This window comes from Clostridium sp. (genome assembly GCF_051654825.1).
In the GTDB taxonomy this organism is placed as follows: Bacteria; Bacillota; Clostridia; order Clostridiales; family Clostridiaceae; genus Clostridium.
This window is the reverse complement of record NZ_JBOFYU010000100.1, coordinates 24,296-41,413: the sequence shown is the minus strand read 5'-3', so window position 1 is coordinate 41,413 and position 17,118 is coordinate 24,296. Positions and strand designations below refer to the sequence as shown.

The window sequence follows — 17,118 nt, the reverse complement described above, 5'->3', positions numbered from 1 at the left end:
GGGGTGTCTATGTGTTTATTATATACCTATATTTTTTTCTGTCAATATATTTTTTTAAATTTAAAAGGTAGCCAAGATATACGCTCCCTGTATATTAGATAAAGAGCACTTCAACATAGCCTACCTTTTATATAAATATTATTATCTTTTATTCAATACAAAATTCATATTCTTCTTTATGTAAGTTTCCTAAATATATATTTTCTAAATACTCTCCTAATATATTATAGCTTTTTTTTATTTCTTCTAATGGAGTTAAAGGATTATCCATTTTATATCTTGGGAAGTATCTAGATAAATGAAGAGGAATCTTATTATCTATTGATGCTAAAAAATCACCAATATTTCTTAAGGTCTTTTCATCAGTATTTTCTCCTGGAACTAAAAGAGTAGTTACTTCTATATGACATCCCATCTCATAAGCTATTTTTATGCTTCTTTCTACTTCCTTTAAAGTTCCAAAACATAACTTTTTGTAATAGTCATCTCCACCCTTTAAATCAATATTTAGAGCATCTACAAATACTAATAAATTTCTTAATGGCTCTTCATTAATATAACCATTTGTTACAAGAACTACTTTATGATTAGGATTTAATTCTTTTATTTTTTTAGCAACATCTAAAACATATTCATACCAAATTGTAGGCTCATTATATGTAAAGGCTAATCCCATATTATCCTTATTAGTCATTGATATTTCTATTATTTGTTCTGGTGAAATAAACTTACTTTCTGACTTACATTGTGAAATGCTATAGTTTTGACAAAAAGAACATTTAAAATTACAACCAAATGAGCCTATAGAAAGTATTTCTGAATTAGGATAGAAATTATAAAGAGGCTTCTTTTCTATTGGATCTATAGAAACTGACGTTACTTCACCATAATTTAATGTATATAGTCTTAAAATCCCCTCTTCATCTTTCATTGCCTTTCTTACATTACAAAGTCCTATGTGCCCTTCTTTTATAAGACAATTATGAGGACAAAGATTACATTTTACTTTCCCATCTTCTACATTATAAAATAATGCTTCCTTAATCATCATCCTCTACCTCTCTATATCTTTCTACTTTAAATCTCTCCAAGGTATACCTTTCATTTGGTGAAATCCCACCTTTTTCTAAAGCTATTGAAACTTGCTGTTCTCTTGTATTTACTCCTTCTAAATTAGGTAATAATAATCCTCGTTTGCCCCCTGAGGTTACAATTACACCGTAAGTCTTAGGATCTAAATCTTCAAATGTAGTTTTTTCAGCTGGATACAATAAATCTACAGAAATATCTATTTCTAAAAGCTCCTCCTTTTTTACTTGCGAAAATCTCGGATCATTTAAAGCTGCACTTATAGAATTTTTAATTATTTCTTCTGCAATTGAATTAGTAGTTGGTGATATAGTTCCTATACAGCCCCTTAGCTCCCCATTAATTTTTAAAGAAACAAAAACTCCTTTTTTTTCTTCTACTAACTCTTTATCCTTAACATCTTCTAAGTTTAACAAAATACCTTTATTATAATAACTATCTAAATTTTTTCTTGCTAATCTTGTATAAGGATTTCCTTCATTTATTCTTCTTATATGTTCTAACTCTTTTTCAGATAACATTTCTTCTAATAAACATCCCTGGTCTTCTTTAAACTCCATAACGCCATATCCAACCCCTAAAGGTCCTTCATAACTTAACAATTTACTTTTAACTGTTGTAGAACCTATTGCTCCTGAAAGTATATAAATGGATCTTAACCCACATTGTCCTGCTTCATTTACTAAAGTTTTGTCTAAAGAAAATAATTTTTTTAAATTTCCACTTTCCAATGTATTTATAAGACTATTATCGAATTCTTTGCCTAATGGAGTATAAGGATATGGTCCATTTTCAATTAACCTATGAGATAAATCTCCTGATGCAATAAATACAGCTTTTTTACCTAAGTTATTAACAGACTTGTTTATACATTCTCCAAATTTAACTAACTCCAATGGAGATAAAAGTCCATATGTTATAGAAACAAGCTTATATCCCTTACTATTATTTAAGTAATACAGTGGAATTATTGATCCATGATCTAATTCTAATGGAATTCCATAATTTTTTACTGAATCTTCATTTAAATCTGCAACTACTATACCCTTTTCATTTGAATTTTTTATTATTTCTGATGTTAAGGTTATATCTATTTCATATCCTAACTTTACTTGTGGAGCTCCGAATTTACTTAAATCTCCACTAATACTTTTAGATGTAAACATAGATATACCATCTCTAAACACCGGTCCATGAGGTGTCACTAAAATAATTGTTTCAACATCTAATTTATCTATTTTATCACCAATATATTTACAGCTATCTATAGTCATTCTTATATCTTCTTCTCTTCCTTTTCCAACTTCGGGAATCATAATTGGAGGATGTGGCATTAAAAAATAATCTAACATAACTTCACCGCCTTATTATTCTCTAACTATTAGTATATATATTTTATAGTGATTATTATTCATCTAATTTAGTAATCTCTGTGTTAAGATTGTTAATTTAATACTATAAAAAATAGTAAATTAAAAAAGAGCTTAGTAAAAATATTTATCCTTACTAAACTCTCTTTTAATTCAATAATTTATATGTTACAAATTATATCTATTTTCTTTTTCTGTAAATACTAACTCCACCTATTGATGCTAATAAACCTAATAATACTGTACTAGTACTTGATGTTCCACCTGTATTAGGTAATTTATTGCTTTCACCTTTTCCTGTAGAAGTATTGTTTTGTTCATTATTAGTTTGTCCATTTTCAAGCTTTAATATTTCTTCTTCTGCTTTAAGAAGCTTATCTATATTATTTACTAATTTTTTTTGTACTTCAGTTAAAGAATTATAAGCATTTCTTGCTTCTTCAACTTTTACCTTATCCTCTATTTTAATTTTCTCTGGTAGAGTATTTATTAAATCTTCTACTTTTTGCGCCGCCTTTATGTCTTCATTTTTTTCTTCTTCTGCTTTTTCAAGTTCTTTTATTTTATTTTCTGCATTTATAAGTTTGTCTACATTAGAAACTAAATCCTTTTGCTCTGTTGTAAGCTTCTCATAGCTATTTCTTACTTCTAATATATAATTTTTATCTTCTAAAGTAACTTCATTAGGTATTTCATTTATCTTATTTATTACTACTTGTGCAGCTTCCTTATTTATAACATCACTTGGTGCTACATAACCATCTTTAACTTCTAAAACTGAAACTGTACCACTAACTTCATTTGCTATTACTACTAATGGATATCCTGTTTCACTATTTTCAGCTGAAATAAAATCTATTCCTTCAGAAGATACATCACCTAATATATCTTCTGAAAAATCTCTTGTATTAGTATAATTTACAAAGGTTGCTTCATTAGGATTAGTAATATCATATGCCATTACTCCTCCAACCCTTTCTATACCAATAAATGCATAAACTTTATCTCCAGCCTTACCTATTCTTACTTCTTCTGCTTCAGGACCTTTTTTACCACTTCTATTATCTAAAGTACGATTTTTATTTGAACAGTTAAAGTATTCTGGTAATCTATCTGCTATTATATTTTCAAATTCACTTCCACTATCAAATACTTGTTCCATAGTTTCTGCATCCCATATAGAAAATGAACGTCCACCTAAAATATAATTTTTATCTTCTTCTAATCCATCATGCTTTGAGTTATCAAGAGCATCTACTTTTTCACCACTAATTTTTATAGATTTAATTCCCTTAAACTGATTTTCTTCTTGTATATGAGGGAAATCTTCTACAACATATTCTCTTCCATCACCTTCATTAGCAGTTAAAATGTACTTTTTACCATTTAACTCATATAAGCTTATTCCATCTGGCATATAAACACCATACAAGTTTTCTTCAGTTTTAATATTTATTTTACCATCCTTTACTACGTCTATAGCATTTCTTTCTTGTGAATGGTCTTTAAATCCTAATCCTTTAACTGATATAAATTCACCTTTTTCTATATCTAATGTTGCAATTGCATTATTTTCTTGAAGACTTATATATGCTAACTTACTTTCTGAATCTACAGCTATATATTCTGGCTCTAAATCCTCTGATGGCTTAGCATCCTTTTTTAATATTACTTTGTTAGCTAGTAACTGTTCTCTATTTTCATCAAACTTTTCAAAAGTAACTAATTTACTAGTTTTGTTATTAATATCTATAATGGTTGTAGTTCCCTGTGGATCTTCTATACCTTCACCGTATCCATGTCTTGGTTCTCCCTCGTTAGCTACTAATATGTATTGTGAATTTGGAGTATATGTAACCATGTCAGGTTGTATACCACAATCATAAATTTCTTTTAAGTTTCCTTCATAGTCTACTACTACTACTTTCCCATCTTTATTATATGATTTTTCTTGCACTGAAACTGCTATTTCTTTTCTTTCATTACTTATAGAAATACTAGTTATATCTCCATAAACAAATCCATTTTCTTCAACAAATTCCTTTACATCTATTGTTTTTTCTTCCTTTAGCTCTGACTTACCATCTTTAATTCCATCAATGCTTACGATATGTATCTTAGAAGCTATACCATTTATAACATAAAATTTATTATTGTCCTTATTATATTTCACTATTTCAGCTGCTCCACCATCTTCACTACTATTTCCTGTGAAAAATCCTGCAATTTTTTCTATTTCTAATGTATTATTACTTTCATTTAATGCATTTACAAATGTTCCTGTAAAACTTCCGCTTAATAATACTCCTAATGTCATAGCACAAATCAGTCTTTTGTATATCTTATTTTTAATCATAAAAAATCTCCTTAACATATAATTATCTTTATTCTAACGATTAAAAGTAATGACTATATTAAGAAGATGTTATGTCATTTTAACATTTGTTAAAAATAAAAAATTAAACTCTGACACTAATCAGAGTTTATTTTATGTAATTATTTAATTTTCATATTTATTAAATGCTTTCTAGCTTTTTTCTTTTATTAGTTTTTATTTTATCTACAAGCCATGATATTCCTATACTTAACTCAAATAATAATACCATAGGTATTCCAAGGAACATTTGTGACACTACATCTGGTGGTGTTATAAATGCTGCCACTACGAAAAGTATAATAATAAATACCGGCTGCTTTTTTAATAAAAAGTCTGGTTTTACTAAACCTACCATAGATAATAAAAGTACTACTATAGGCATTTCAAATACAGCACCAAAACATAAAAGCATAGTGCTAATAAATGAAACAAAGGCATCTACTGATACCATTGACTTTATTCCAGGTACCTGAATATTTATAAAGAAATTAATTGTTATAGGTAAAACTACCTCATAACAAAAAACTACGCCTCCTGCAAAAAATATTATTCCTAATATTAATGAAAGTATTATATATATTTTTTCTTTTTTATAGAGTCCCTTACATATAAATAACCATATTTGTAATAATGTTATTGGTGAACTTATAATAACACCACAAGTAAGAGCTAATTTAACATATACTATAAAAAGCTCTGATGGAGCAATATATACAAGATTCATTCCCTTGCTTAACTCTAAGATATACTTAACTATTATATCTACATATTGATAACATAAAAGGGCTGCTACAAGATTTACTATAGCAATTATTGTTAATCTTCTTCTAAATTCAGTTAAATGATCTATAATAGATAATTGTTTATCCTTGCTACTCATTGTATTACCCCCTTAAAAACAATTCTATAAGTAAACTATTATTTTGCATCTGCTTCGTCTTCTACTAAACTTGTAACTTCTTTTTGTATTTGTGTTGTTCCTTTACGGAATTCTCTTATAGCTTGTCCCATTGACTTTCCTATTTGTGGTAACTTTGATGGTCCAAATACCACAAGAGCTATACATAATATTAATATTAATTCCCCAGCACCTAATTTTCCAAACATATTTTTTACCTCCGTTATTTTCTTTCTATTTTTAAACTTAATTATTTTTTATATTAAATTCCCTCTATCCTAATAGATTAGAAAGGAAATTATAGTCGTCTTCAATAAATCCATTTATACAATTTGCAGTAACTTTAAAATAATCAATTGTAGTATTATCTACAATATTTTTTGTAAATTTACCTATCCAAACCGTTAAATGTTCTTTTAAGAAATGATTTTGATACTTTAATAGTTTTTCTAACATTTCTTCATTTTCATCCTTAATAGCTTTTACAGTCTCATAGCTTAAGTAATACATAAACTCTAATTCAAAACCTATAAAATCATCTGGAACATTATTTTTCTTTTCTATTTCAAGGCCTGCATTTTCATAAAGCCTTCTGACTTGTATTGTTGTTTCTCCAAACATATGCTTTTTAACAGTTCTATAAACTGATTCATATGGTGGAGCTGGAATTCTTTTAGGTCCAAAAAATAATCTTGCATATTCAACTTTTATTTCCTTATGTAATTCCTCTAAACCTTCTTTACTTAAACTTGAAAAATATGATATAAAATCACTCTCATAACCAGGAATCTCATCTGTTATAACTTGCTCCTTACAAACATCAGCTACATCCATTAAAGTGCTTGTACTTGGTTCACTAACATATAAGTTTTTTAACCAAAAATACATTCCGCATCTATATTCCATAAATTCTTTTAATAAAGTAGTATCATTCATTTATTACTCCTCCTCATTTGTTATCTTAGTACGAAGCCTTTTCTTTTCTCTTGCATACTATACATTTATCTCCATCTTCAACCTTTATAGGGTCATTACACACTAAACAAGATAATGACGTTACCTCAAATTCCTTAAATACTTCAATGCCATCGCCTTTTCTTATAACTTGACTTGGAGCTTTATCTAAGCACACTAAACTACATAAACCACAATGAGTACATCTAGTATAGTTATGAATAAACTTTCTTTTTCCATTTTCATCACTTTTTACTTCTATAGCTACCTGTGGACATATCCTAGCGCAAATTCCACATCCCCAACATTTATCATTTACATCTATTCCACACCAGCCATACTTATCTTTATCTTTCGTAAATATTTCTTTACCCTTTAATTTATTTAATAACAAACTACGATAAATCTTTGCATTTTTATTTTGCTCAATTTTTATAGGTGCAACATTAGTCATTAATCTCTTTGATTCTTCTCCCCACATTTTAAATAATTCTCTTCTAGTATATTCGCGCGTAGGTAGTTTTTCATAATCATTTATTATGGTAACTCTTCCATTAAATTCATCTTCACCTAAAAATATCTTTAGTCTTTCTAAGTTAAGTCCAATTTGTTTTTTAAGTCTTTCTTCCTTGCAATGTTCACATTTTTTAACTAATAATTTAATATTATTATCTATAGCTACATATGCAAGAAACTCCCATGGTAATGATGCTAAACAATTAACCTTTAAATCAGTAGTTTCAGCTTCTAATGAACAGCTAATAATAATATCATCTGATTTATTTATTGCATTATATTGTTTTTCAACTACTTCAATCATTGGTACAAATGTTCCTGTTGGGCATACTGAAATGCAAGTCCCACAATTCGAACACTTTTCATCATCTATTTCTAATCCATTTTCCATAGAAATAGCTTTATCCTTACAACACTCTTTACATAGCTCACACTTCTCTCTTTTTTGAAGACTATTTATACATCTATTTTTTCTAAGAGATGGTGTTTCTTTTGTGGTTATCTTATCTATCATATATCGAGATATTAAACTACTTATCATATTGCTCCTAAATATTAATCTTTATTAGTCAGACTAAAGTATCTGACTAATAAAGATATTCTTACTTAAATTATTTTCTTACTATAAATCTCATTGAAGGATTTGTAGCTTCAACTGTAAAGTCATGACCTTCCTTTACTCCAACCTTATCTAGTTCAGCAAGATCTCCAAAAGTTAAAACCTTAACCGGGCATGCTTCTACACAAGCTGGTTCTTCACCTGCTGCAAGACGATCCTTACAGAAATCACATTTATGTGAAACCTTCTTAGTTTCATTAAACTTTGGTGAATCATAAGGACATACCTTTATACAAGTCTTACATCCAACACATGTTTTGTAATCTGTTGAAACTATACCAGTTTCAGCATCTTTTGTAATTGCTCCTACTGGGCAATTTTCAGCACATGCTGGCTTTTCACAGTGGCAACATCCAACTGTTAAGTATGGTCCATTATCCTTTACTTCAAAGTTATCTGCTACACGTAAAAATTCTCCTGGTTCAGAATAATTAGCCGCTTGACATGCTGTTTGACAACCTTGACATCCTATACAATATCTTTGGTCAAGTAAAAATCCTAATTGCTTTGCCATATATATTAACCGTCCTTCCTAAGCTATATTATGCTTTAACTACTTCTACTAGATTTGAATGGAATGTTGATCCATCTCCTATATCAGAAACCTCTTCTGATGTAGTTGAGTTAATATTTCTTCCACCATTTAGTTTCCCCCATGGACAAGCATAAGATAATACTACTCCTGGAAGTACTCTTTCTGAAGTTATTTTAACCTTTAAGTTACAATCTCCACGATCATTTTTTACAGTAGCCATATCACCATCATTTATTCCACGAGCTTCTGCATCTACTGGATTCATAAATAATAATGGTTCCCCTGCAACAGCTTGGATATGAGGTAATTGTGACATTTGTCCATTTATTAAGTTCTTAGTATGTAATGTCATAAATGATAATGGATATTTAGCATAAAGCTCTGGACTACCTTCTTTTGATTCTCTTTCAGGTACATATTCAGCTACTGGATGTAACCCTGCATCTTCTTTTATCTTTTCTGAATAGAATTCTATTTTTCCAGATGGTGTTGGGAACTTCTTGTCTGCATATGGAACTCCTGGAGTTACCTTATACCAATGCTTTTCCTTTAAATCTTCATAAGTTAATCCATTAAATATATCCCCTGCATTTTCTAATGTTTCTCTTATTATTTCTTCAGTTGTTAAATCAAATTCTGGATCATCAAATCCCATTGCTTTTGCTAATCCCTTAAACATATCTACATTTGATTTACATTCACCTAACGGCTCAATTGCTTTTTCATTTAAGCTTATATACCATGATAAGTATGCTTGATTTAAATCATCTTGCTCAAATAATGTACTTGCAGGTAAAACTATATCAGCATAATCAACAGTATCTGTATGGAATATATCAGAAACTACTGTAAATAAGTCTTCTCTTTCTAATCCCTTACGAGTTTTTTCAACGTTTGGTGTTGAAGCCATTGGATTTGCAACAAAAACAAACATTTGCTTGATTGGAGTTTCTTTAGTTGATTCTAATTCTCCAGTTAGTGCCTTACTAACTTCTATCATATTTATAGCTCTTGGGTTTTCATTTGTATTTAAATGTGTTGCTCCAAGAACATCCCAATCTACTGCCCAAGTATGCATATTGAAGAATGCATATCCTGCATTTGCACCTGTACCTATATTTCCAGTTAATGCTGGTAAGAAAGTAATAGGTCTTATAATTGATCCACCATTAGTACGACGTTGAATACCATATCCAATACGGATAATTGAAGGCTTAGTTTGTCCATACATTCTAGCAAATTCTATTATTTGCTCAGGAGCTACTCCTGTTATTTGTGAAGCCTTATCTACTGTGTACTTAGCTGCTTCTACCTTTAGCTCTTCAAAACCATGTGTATATTGTTCAACAAACTCTTTATCATGAAGATTTTCTGTAATTATTATATTAATTACAGCTAATGCTAAAGCTGCATCTGTTCCTGGCTTTGGTCTTATAAATATATCAGCATATTGTGATACTGGTGTTGGAGTTGAGTTTACAACTACTATTTTCCCACCATTTTCTTTACACTGCTTAATAAATTTAACTTGATGAACTCCAGTTGCTGCTTCATTTGTTCCCCATGAAACATATAGCTTTGTATTTGCGTATTCTTCTGGGTCCACCCCTATTTCTGCTCCATAAGTATATGGAATAGCTGCTTGCCCTGTTGCTAAACAAATCTTACCTAAAGTTCCTGCTGCTCCAAGCTTATTAAAGTAACGAGCTGGTATAGAGTAGTTTGAAACATAACCTAATGTTCCTGAATAGAAATATGGTAATATAGCATTTGGACCATATTCTTTTATAACTTTCTTAGTATTTTTAGCAATAGCTTTGTATGCTTCATCCCAAGAAATTCTTTCAAACTTACCTTCACCTTTTTTACCTACACGCTTCATTGGATACATAAGTCTATCTGGATTGTATAAATAGTTCACGTAGTGATTCATTTTTACACAAACATTTCCACCTGTATATGGATTATCTCCACCCTTAATTCTTATAACCTTACCATCAACTACTTGAGTCTTTATTGAACAAGTATCATGACAGTTTCTTGGACAAGTACTTTTTATCCATTGTCCTTCTGTTGTAAACTTTTCTGGCTTTGTATTTTGTGGTATTTCATAAGTTGCTTCTTCTTCCTTACCACATCCAGTTAATGTTGTTAAAGCTGCTGCTCCCGTTGTAGCTGCTGAAACCTTTAAAAAACTACGTCTTGATAATTTAATGTTGTTTAGGAATTTTTCCCATCTTCTTTCCTTAGACATTAATATCCCCCTTGTAAAATATACTTAACGTATTTAATCTTATAGAATAAACATTCTATAAACTTTAAGATTTATTTGTTGTAATTATTAAAATATAAATAAAATCATTGCAGTAAACAAATAATTTAAACGATAACAAAATTTATTAAGTTTTGTTATTTTTTTAACTCAAAGTGTTATTATTTTAACATATTCGATGATTTATGACAATGTTAGATATGGTTTTTTTATTATTATTTAAAAATTACTGAAAATAATTATATTATTTTATATTTATTTCAAAAATATTCTATTTTTTTATTTTTATAAAATTACTTATCAATATAAAAAGAGAATTCAAATAAATTGAATTCTCTTCTCCTAAAAATCTTACTATTTAAATTAAACTTAAATATTCATCTACCTTATTTGCAGCTTCTCTTCCTTCGTTTATTGCCCATACTACTAAAGATTGCCCTCTTCTTGCATCTCCTGCTACAAATATCTTTTCTTTGTTAGTTTTAAAATCTCCATATTCACCCTTAATATTGTTTCTTCCATCTCTTTCTAACCCAAAACTATTAATATTATATTCTTCTGTCCCCACAAATCCCATTGCTAATAAGATTAAGTCTGCCTTCCAACTTTTTTCTGTTCCTTTTATTTCCTTAGGTATAACATACCCTTTTTCATTTTTAACCCATTCAACATCTACTGTTATAGCTTCTTTTAAAATACCATTATCACCAACTAAAGTTTTTACTGTAGTACAATACATTCTTGGATCTTCTCCATACTTCTCAATAAACTCTTCTTGACCATAATCAGTATTTAATATTTTAGGCCATTGCGGCCATGGATTTTCATCCCCTCTAGTAGTAGCTGGCTTTTGCATTATCTCAAATTGAACTAAAGATTTACATCCATGTCTTAATGAAGTTGCTACGCAATCTGTTCCCGTATCCCCTCCACCAATTACAATAACATTTTTATCCTTTGCAGAAATATAATTGTTATCTTCTAAATTACTATCTAATAAGCTCTTAGTGTTTTTACTTAAAAAGTCTACTGCAAAATAAACTCCTTTAAGGTCTCTTCCTGTAACATTTAAATCTCTTGGCATAGTAGCTCCGGTTGCTAAAACTATAGAATCAAATTCTTTTAATATTTTTTCTTCAGAGTAATTTTTCCCTATATTTGCATTAGTTATAAATTCTATACCTTCAGCCTTCATTAAATTTACTCTTCTTTCAATTACACCTTTATCAAGCTTCATATTAGGAATACCATACATTAATAATCCACCAATTCTATCATTTCTTTCAAAAACAGTTACATTATGACCTCTTTTATTTAATGTATCTGCTGCTGCTAATCCTGCTGGTCCTGAACCAATAACAGCTACTTTTTTATCACTTCTAACCTTTGGTGGATTAGCCTTTATTATTCCTTCTTCAAAGGCTCTGTCTATTATACTTCTTTCATTATCCTTTATAGTTACACAATTTCCATTTAATGATACAGTGCATGCTTTTTCACAAGGTGCAGGACATACTCTCCCTGTAAACTCTGGGAAGTTGTTAGTCTTTAATAATCTTTTAAGAGCTAACTCCCATTTACCTCTGTAAATTAAATCATTCCATTCTGGAATAAGATTATTTATAGGACATCCTGAAACCATTCCATTAATTAATATACCTGATTGGCAAAAAGGAACACCACAATCCATACATCTAGCACCTTGAACTTCTTGTTCATCCTTAGGAAGTAAATTATGAAATTCACTCCAATCATTTAATCTATCTAAAGGGGCATTATTATTTCCCCTTTTTTGTGAAAACTCTAAAAAACCTGTTGATTTTCCCATTTTTCATGCCCCCTTAATTATTTACCTTTACATTTTCATAAAAAGCGGCTATTAAAGCTTCTTCACCTTCTAGCCCTTTACTTTCCATTTCTTCTACTATATTTAACATTCTCTTATAATCTCTTGGAATAACCTTTTTAAATTTATCTTTTAACTCATCAAACTTCTCTAAAACCAATTTTCCCTTAGTTGAATTAGTTTCTACCACATGTTCTTTAACTAATGCTTTAACTATTTCTAAATCATTGTTATCTAATTTCTCTACATCTACCATTTGTTTATTAACCTTAGGCTCAAAATTGTCTCCATTATCTAATACGTAAGCTAATCCTCCACTCATGCCTGCTGCAAAATTTATTCCTGTATCCCCTAAAATAACAACAGTTCCTCCTGTCATATATTCACAACCATGAGATCCTATTCCTTCTACAACAGTTGTTGCTCCCGAATTTCTTACTGCAAATCTTTCTCCTGCTACACCATTAATAAACATTTTTCCTGATGTTGCTCCATACATTCCTATATTACCAACTATAATATTTTCATCAGCTTTAAACTTTATATTTTTAGGTGGATATACTATTATCTTTCCACCGGATAGCCCCTTACCTAAATAGTCATTAGCATCACCAATAACTTCTAAAGTAAGTCCATTTGGAATAAATGCCCCAAAGCTTTGTCCAGCCGCACCATGACATCTTATTCTTAAAGTATCTTCTGGTAATCCCTTTTCTTTATATCTTCTTGTAACTTCTGAACCTAATATTGTTCCTAAAGTTCTATCTGTGTTTTTTACATCAATTTCTATATCAAGATTTTCTCCATTACTTAAAGCTTTTAATGCTTCTTTTAATAATAAAGTTGTATCTAACACAGATTCTAATTTATGATGATTAAAAGTTTTAGTTCTATCAAACTTACTTTCCTTATTTAAACAATCTGAACATCTATAAATAATATTACTTAAATCAACAGTCTTAGCCTTCCAGTTTTTAATATCTTTTTTTTGTTTAAGCTTATCTACTCTACCAACCATTTCTTCAATAGTTCTAAAGCCTATCTTAGCCATATATTCTCTTAGCTCTTGAGCTATAAAGTACATAAAGTTTACTACATAATCAGCTTTCCCCTTAAAGTTTTTTCTTAATTCCTTATTTTGAGTAGCTATACCTACAGGGCAAGTATCTTGATTACAAACTCTCATCATAACGCAACCCAATGCTACTAATGGAGCTGTTGCAAATCCAAATTCTTCTGCCCCTAATAAGCAAGCAATTGCTACATCTCTACCTGTCATAAGCTTACCATCTGTTTCAATAATTACTCTATCTCTTAAATTATTAAGCATTAATGTTTGTTGAGCCTCAGCAAGTCCTAATTCCCATGGAAGACCTGCATGATGTAATGATGTTCTTGGCGATGCCCCTGTTCCTCCATCATATCCTGATACTAATATAACTTCTGCACCAGCCTTAGCTACACCAGCTGCAACAGTCCCAACTCCACATTCTGAAGCAAGCTTAACTGATATTCTTGAATAAATATTGGAATTTTTAAGGTCAAATATTAATTGAGCTAAGTCTTCAATAGAATATATATCATGGTGTGGTGGAGGTGATATTAATCCTACACCTGTAATTGAGTGTCTTGCTTTTGCTACCCATGGATACACCTTTTTAGCCGGTAACTGTCCACCTTCACCAGGTTTTGCTCCTTGAGCCATTTTTATTTGAAGCTCATCTGCATTAACTAAGTATTCGGATGTTACCCCAAATCTACCTGCTGCAATTTGCTTTATAGCTGATCTTCTTAAATCACCATTTTCATCAGCTATCCATCTTGAAGAATCTTCTCCACCTTCACCAGTATTAGATTTCCCTCCAATTCTGTTCATTGCAATTGCTAAAGTTTCATGTGCTTCTTGTGAAATAGACCCATAAGACATTGCTCCAGTTTTAAATCTTTTTACTATTGATTCAATAGGTTCTACTTCCTCAATTGGAATTTCATATTCTCCAAAGTCAAAGTCCATTAATCCCCTTAAATTAAGTATTGATTTATCATTATCTAATAAGCTTGTATATTCCTTAAAGGTTTTATAATCACCTCTTTTAGTAGCATCCTGTAGTTTATGAATTACTAATGGATTATATAAATGCTTTTCTTTATTACTTCTTGCTTTATCAGTTCCAACTGAATCTAAAGATAGCTCAACATTTAATCCTCTCTTATCATGAACACTTTCATGTCTCAGTTGAGTTTCTTTTTGAATTTCCTTTAATCCAATACCACCTATTCTAGTAGTCGTGTTTGTAAAGTATTTATTTACAACCTCTTCATTAATTCCTAGTGCCTCAAAAATTTGAGCTCCTTCATAGGATTGAATAGTTGATATCCCCATTTTAGAGATTATCTTAACTAAACCTTTTAATGCAGCCTTATTAAAGTTATAAACTCCTTTTTCATAAGAATCATCTAATAAACCATCTTCTATTAATCCATTTATTGATTCATAAACCATATATGGATTTACTGCTGAAGCTCCAAATCCTAATATAGTTGCAAAATGATGTATTTCTCTTGGTTCCCCACTTTCTACTATTATTGATACAGAAGTTCTTCTTCCTATTCTTACTAAATGATGATGTAATCCTGAAGCTGCTAATAATGATGGTATTGCTATCTTATCCTTTGACATCCCTCTGTCACTTAAAATAAATAAGTTATATCCTTCATCATAAGCATTATCTACTTTGTTAAATAAATTCTCTAATGCATCTTCTAAAGCATTTTCTCCACTATTTTTATCAAATAATATTGAAATTGTTTTTACATTAAATCCTTCTTTATTTAAATTTTTTATTTTTAATAAATCCTCATTTGAAAGAATTGGACTTTCTATTCTTATTTGTCTGCAGTTTTCCTTTGTATCTTCTAATATATTTCCCTCTGTTCCTATATATACATTAGTTGCAGTTACTATTTCTTCTCTTATAGCATCTATTGGCGGATTAGTAACTTGTGCAAATAGCTGTTTAAAATAATTAAATAATGGCTGTGGCTTTTCTGATAAAACAGCTATTGGTGTATCAACTCCCATTGCAGAAAGAGGCTCTTCTCCCCTTTCTGCCATTGGTAAAATATTATTTTTCACATCATCATAGGTAAATCCAAATACCTTTTGATTTATTATTCTTTGCTCTTCTTCTAAATGCTTTTCTAATGATCCATTAATTTCTACATCTTCAAGCTTAACTAATTCTTCCTTTAACCAATCTCCATATGGTTTTTCATTAGAATATTTACTTTTTAACTCATCATCAGGAACTACTCTTCCTTCTAATGTATCTACAAGAAGCATCTTTCCTGGAGCTAATCTATTTTTTAATATTACTTTTGAACTATCTATATCTAAAGCACCAACTTCAGATGAAAGTATTAAATGGTCATCATCTGTAATATAATATCTAGCTGACCTTAATCCATTTCTATCTAAAACAGCTCCTAACTTTTCTCCATCTGTAAATACTATTGCTGATGGACCATCCCATGGCTCCATCATAGTTGCATTATATTCATAAAATTCCTTTTTCTCGTTACTCATAGTATTTGACTTTGCCCAAGGCTCTGGAATCATCATCATAACTGATCTCATTAAATCTCTACCATTCATAGTTAAGAATTCTAAGGTATTATCTAATATTGCTGAATCTGACCCTTCTTTATTTATTATTGGCAATACCTTTGTAAGTTCATCTCCTAATACCTTTGAATTTAAGCTACTTTCTCTTGAATATATCTTATTTACATTTCCTCTTAATGTATTAATTTCACCATTATGAATTATATATCTATTAGGATGTGCCCTATCCCAGCTTGGGAAGGTGTTTGTACTATATCTTGAGTGAACTAAAACTATGGCACTTTCTACTTTTTCGTTTCCTAAATCTAAATAAAAGTTTCTAAGTTGCCTAGATAAAAGCATTCCCTTATAAACTATAGTTCTACAAGAAAGGGATGATATATAAAATAAATCTCTCTTTATTAATTGATTTTTATCTACCTTTTTTTCAACTACTCTTCTTAAAACATATAATCTTCTTTCAAAATCTAAAATACTCTTTGATTCTATAGGTCTTTTAATAAAAGCTTGTTCAATTTCCGGCATTACTTCTAATGCTGTTTTTCCAAGACCATTAGGATTTAAAGGAACCTTTCTCCATGTAATAAATTCTAAGCCTTCTCTTTTTACTGATTCTTCAAATATTTTTTTTGCTTCTTTTTTAGCATCTATATTTCTAGGTAAGAAAAACATACCTACAGCATAATCACCTTCATTTGGTAATATAAACCCTAACTTTTGAGTAGCCTCTTTAAAAAATCTATGTGGAATTTGCATTAAAATTCCTGCACCATCTCCAGTGTTTTCTTCAGCACCTGTTCCCCCCCTATGTTCTAAATTTTCTAAGATAGTAAGTGCATCCTCAACTATTTTATGTGATTTTAAACCTTTTATATTTGCAATAGCCCCAATACCACAAGCATCATGTTCAAATGATGGTTGGTATAAGCCTTTATTTTCTAAATAACTTCTATTCATATATACTACCTCCTATATAATTTGAGCTTAGGTATAAAAAAAAGGTCAAAGTAGCCCCAT

11 protein-coding genes are annotated in these 17,118 nt (G+C 29.9%); all 11 read right to left on the bottom strand.

Translation table 11 applies throughout. The annotated features are described in order from the left end of the window. Nucleotides 1-148: 148 nt before the first annotated feature. A complete protein-coding gene (amrS, locus tag ACRDBA_RS06270; protein ID WP_438572074.1) occupies nucleotides 149-1,051 on the bottom strand; it encodes an AmmeMemoRadiSam system radical SAM enzyme in 903 nt (300 codons plus the stop codon). After that, nucleotides 1,041-2,441 carry an AmmeMemoRadiSam system protein A gene (amrA, locus tag ACRDBA_RS06265; RefSeq protein ID WP_438572073.1) on the bottom strand — a complete coding sequence of 467 codons (1,401 nt, stop codon included), beginning with the start codon at nucleotides 2,439-2,441 and terminating at the stop codon, nucleotides 1,041-1,043. The genes amrS and amrA overlap by 11 nt, the downstream gene beginning before the upstream one ends. Before the next feature lie 199 nt (nucleotides 2,442-2,640). Beyond that, entirely contained in the window at nucleotides 2,641-4,815 is a 2,175-nt protein-coding gene (locus ACRDBA_RS06260) for a choice-of-anchor I family protein (protein ID WP_438572072.1), read from the bottom strand. Nucleotides 4,816-4,975: 160 nt separating this feature from the next. Beyond that, entirely contained in the window at nucleotides 4,976-5,716 is a 741-nt protein-coding gene (gene tatC, locus ACRDBA_RS06255) for a twin-arginine translocase subunit TatC (protein ID WP_438572071.1), read from the bottom strand. A gap of 38 nt (nucleotides 5,717-5,754) precedes the next feature. Next, the gene (locus tag ACRDBA_RS06250) at nucleotides 5,755-5,943 is read right to left on the bottom strand and encodes a twin-arginine translocase TatA/TatE family subunit (protein ID WP_438572070.1); all 189 of its coding nucleotides are present in this window, start codon (nucleotides 5,941-5,943) and stop codon (nucleotides 5,755-5,757) included. Between the two features lie 64 nt (nucleotides 5,944-6,007). After that, nucleotides 6,008-6,670, bottom strand: coding sequence for a TorD/DmsD family molecular chaperone (locus tag ACRDBA_RS06245; RefSeq protein ID WP_438572069.1), 663 nt, complete (start codon nucleotides 6,668-6,670; stop codon nucleotides 6,008-6,010). A gap of 25 nt (nucleotides 6,671-6,695) precedes the next feature. Next, nucleotides 6,696-7,745 carry a 4Fe-4S binding protein gene (locus ACRDBA_RS06240; RefSeq protein ID WP_438572068.1) on the bottom strand — a complete coding sequence of 350 codons (1,050 nt, stop codon included), beginning with the start codon at nucleotides 7,743-7,745 and terminating at the stop codon, nucleotides 6,696-6,698. 70 nt (nucleotides 7,746-7,815) lie between these two features. After that, a complete protein-coding gene (locus ACRDBA_RS06235) occupies nucleotides 7,816-8,337 on the bottom strand; it encodes a 4Fe-4S dicluster domain-containing protein (RefSeq protein ID WP_438572067.1) in 522 nt (173 codons plus the stop codon). A gap of 28 nt (nucleotides 8,338-8,365) precedes the next feature. Then, nucleotides 8,366-10,612 (bottom strand): molybdopterin-containing oxidoreductase family protein, encoded by a 2,247-nt coding sequence (locus tag ACRDBA_RS06230; protein WP_438572066.1) that lies wholly within the window; start codon nucleotides 10,610-10,612, stop codon nucleotides 8,366-8,368. A 376-nt stretch (nucleotides 10,613-10,988) separates the two neighbouring features. Next, a complete protein-coding gene (locus tag ACRDBA_RS06225) occupies nucleotides 10,989-12,458 on the bottom strand; it encodes a glutamate synthase subunit beta (protein ID WP_438572065.1) in 1,470 nt (489 codons plus the stop codon). Nucleotides 12,459-12,471: 13 nt separating this feature from the next. Next, nucleotides 12,472-17,058 carry a glutamate synthase large subunit gene (gltB, locus tag ACRDBA_RS06220; RefSeq protein WP_438572064.1) on the bottom strand — a complete coding sequence of 1,529 codons (4,587 nt, stop codon included), beginning with the start codon at nucleotides 17,056-17,058 and terminating at the stop codon, nucleotides 12,472-12,474. Nucleotides 17,059-17,118 lie beyond the last annotated feature (60 nt).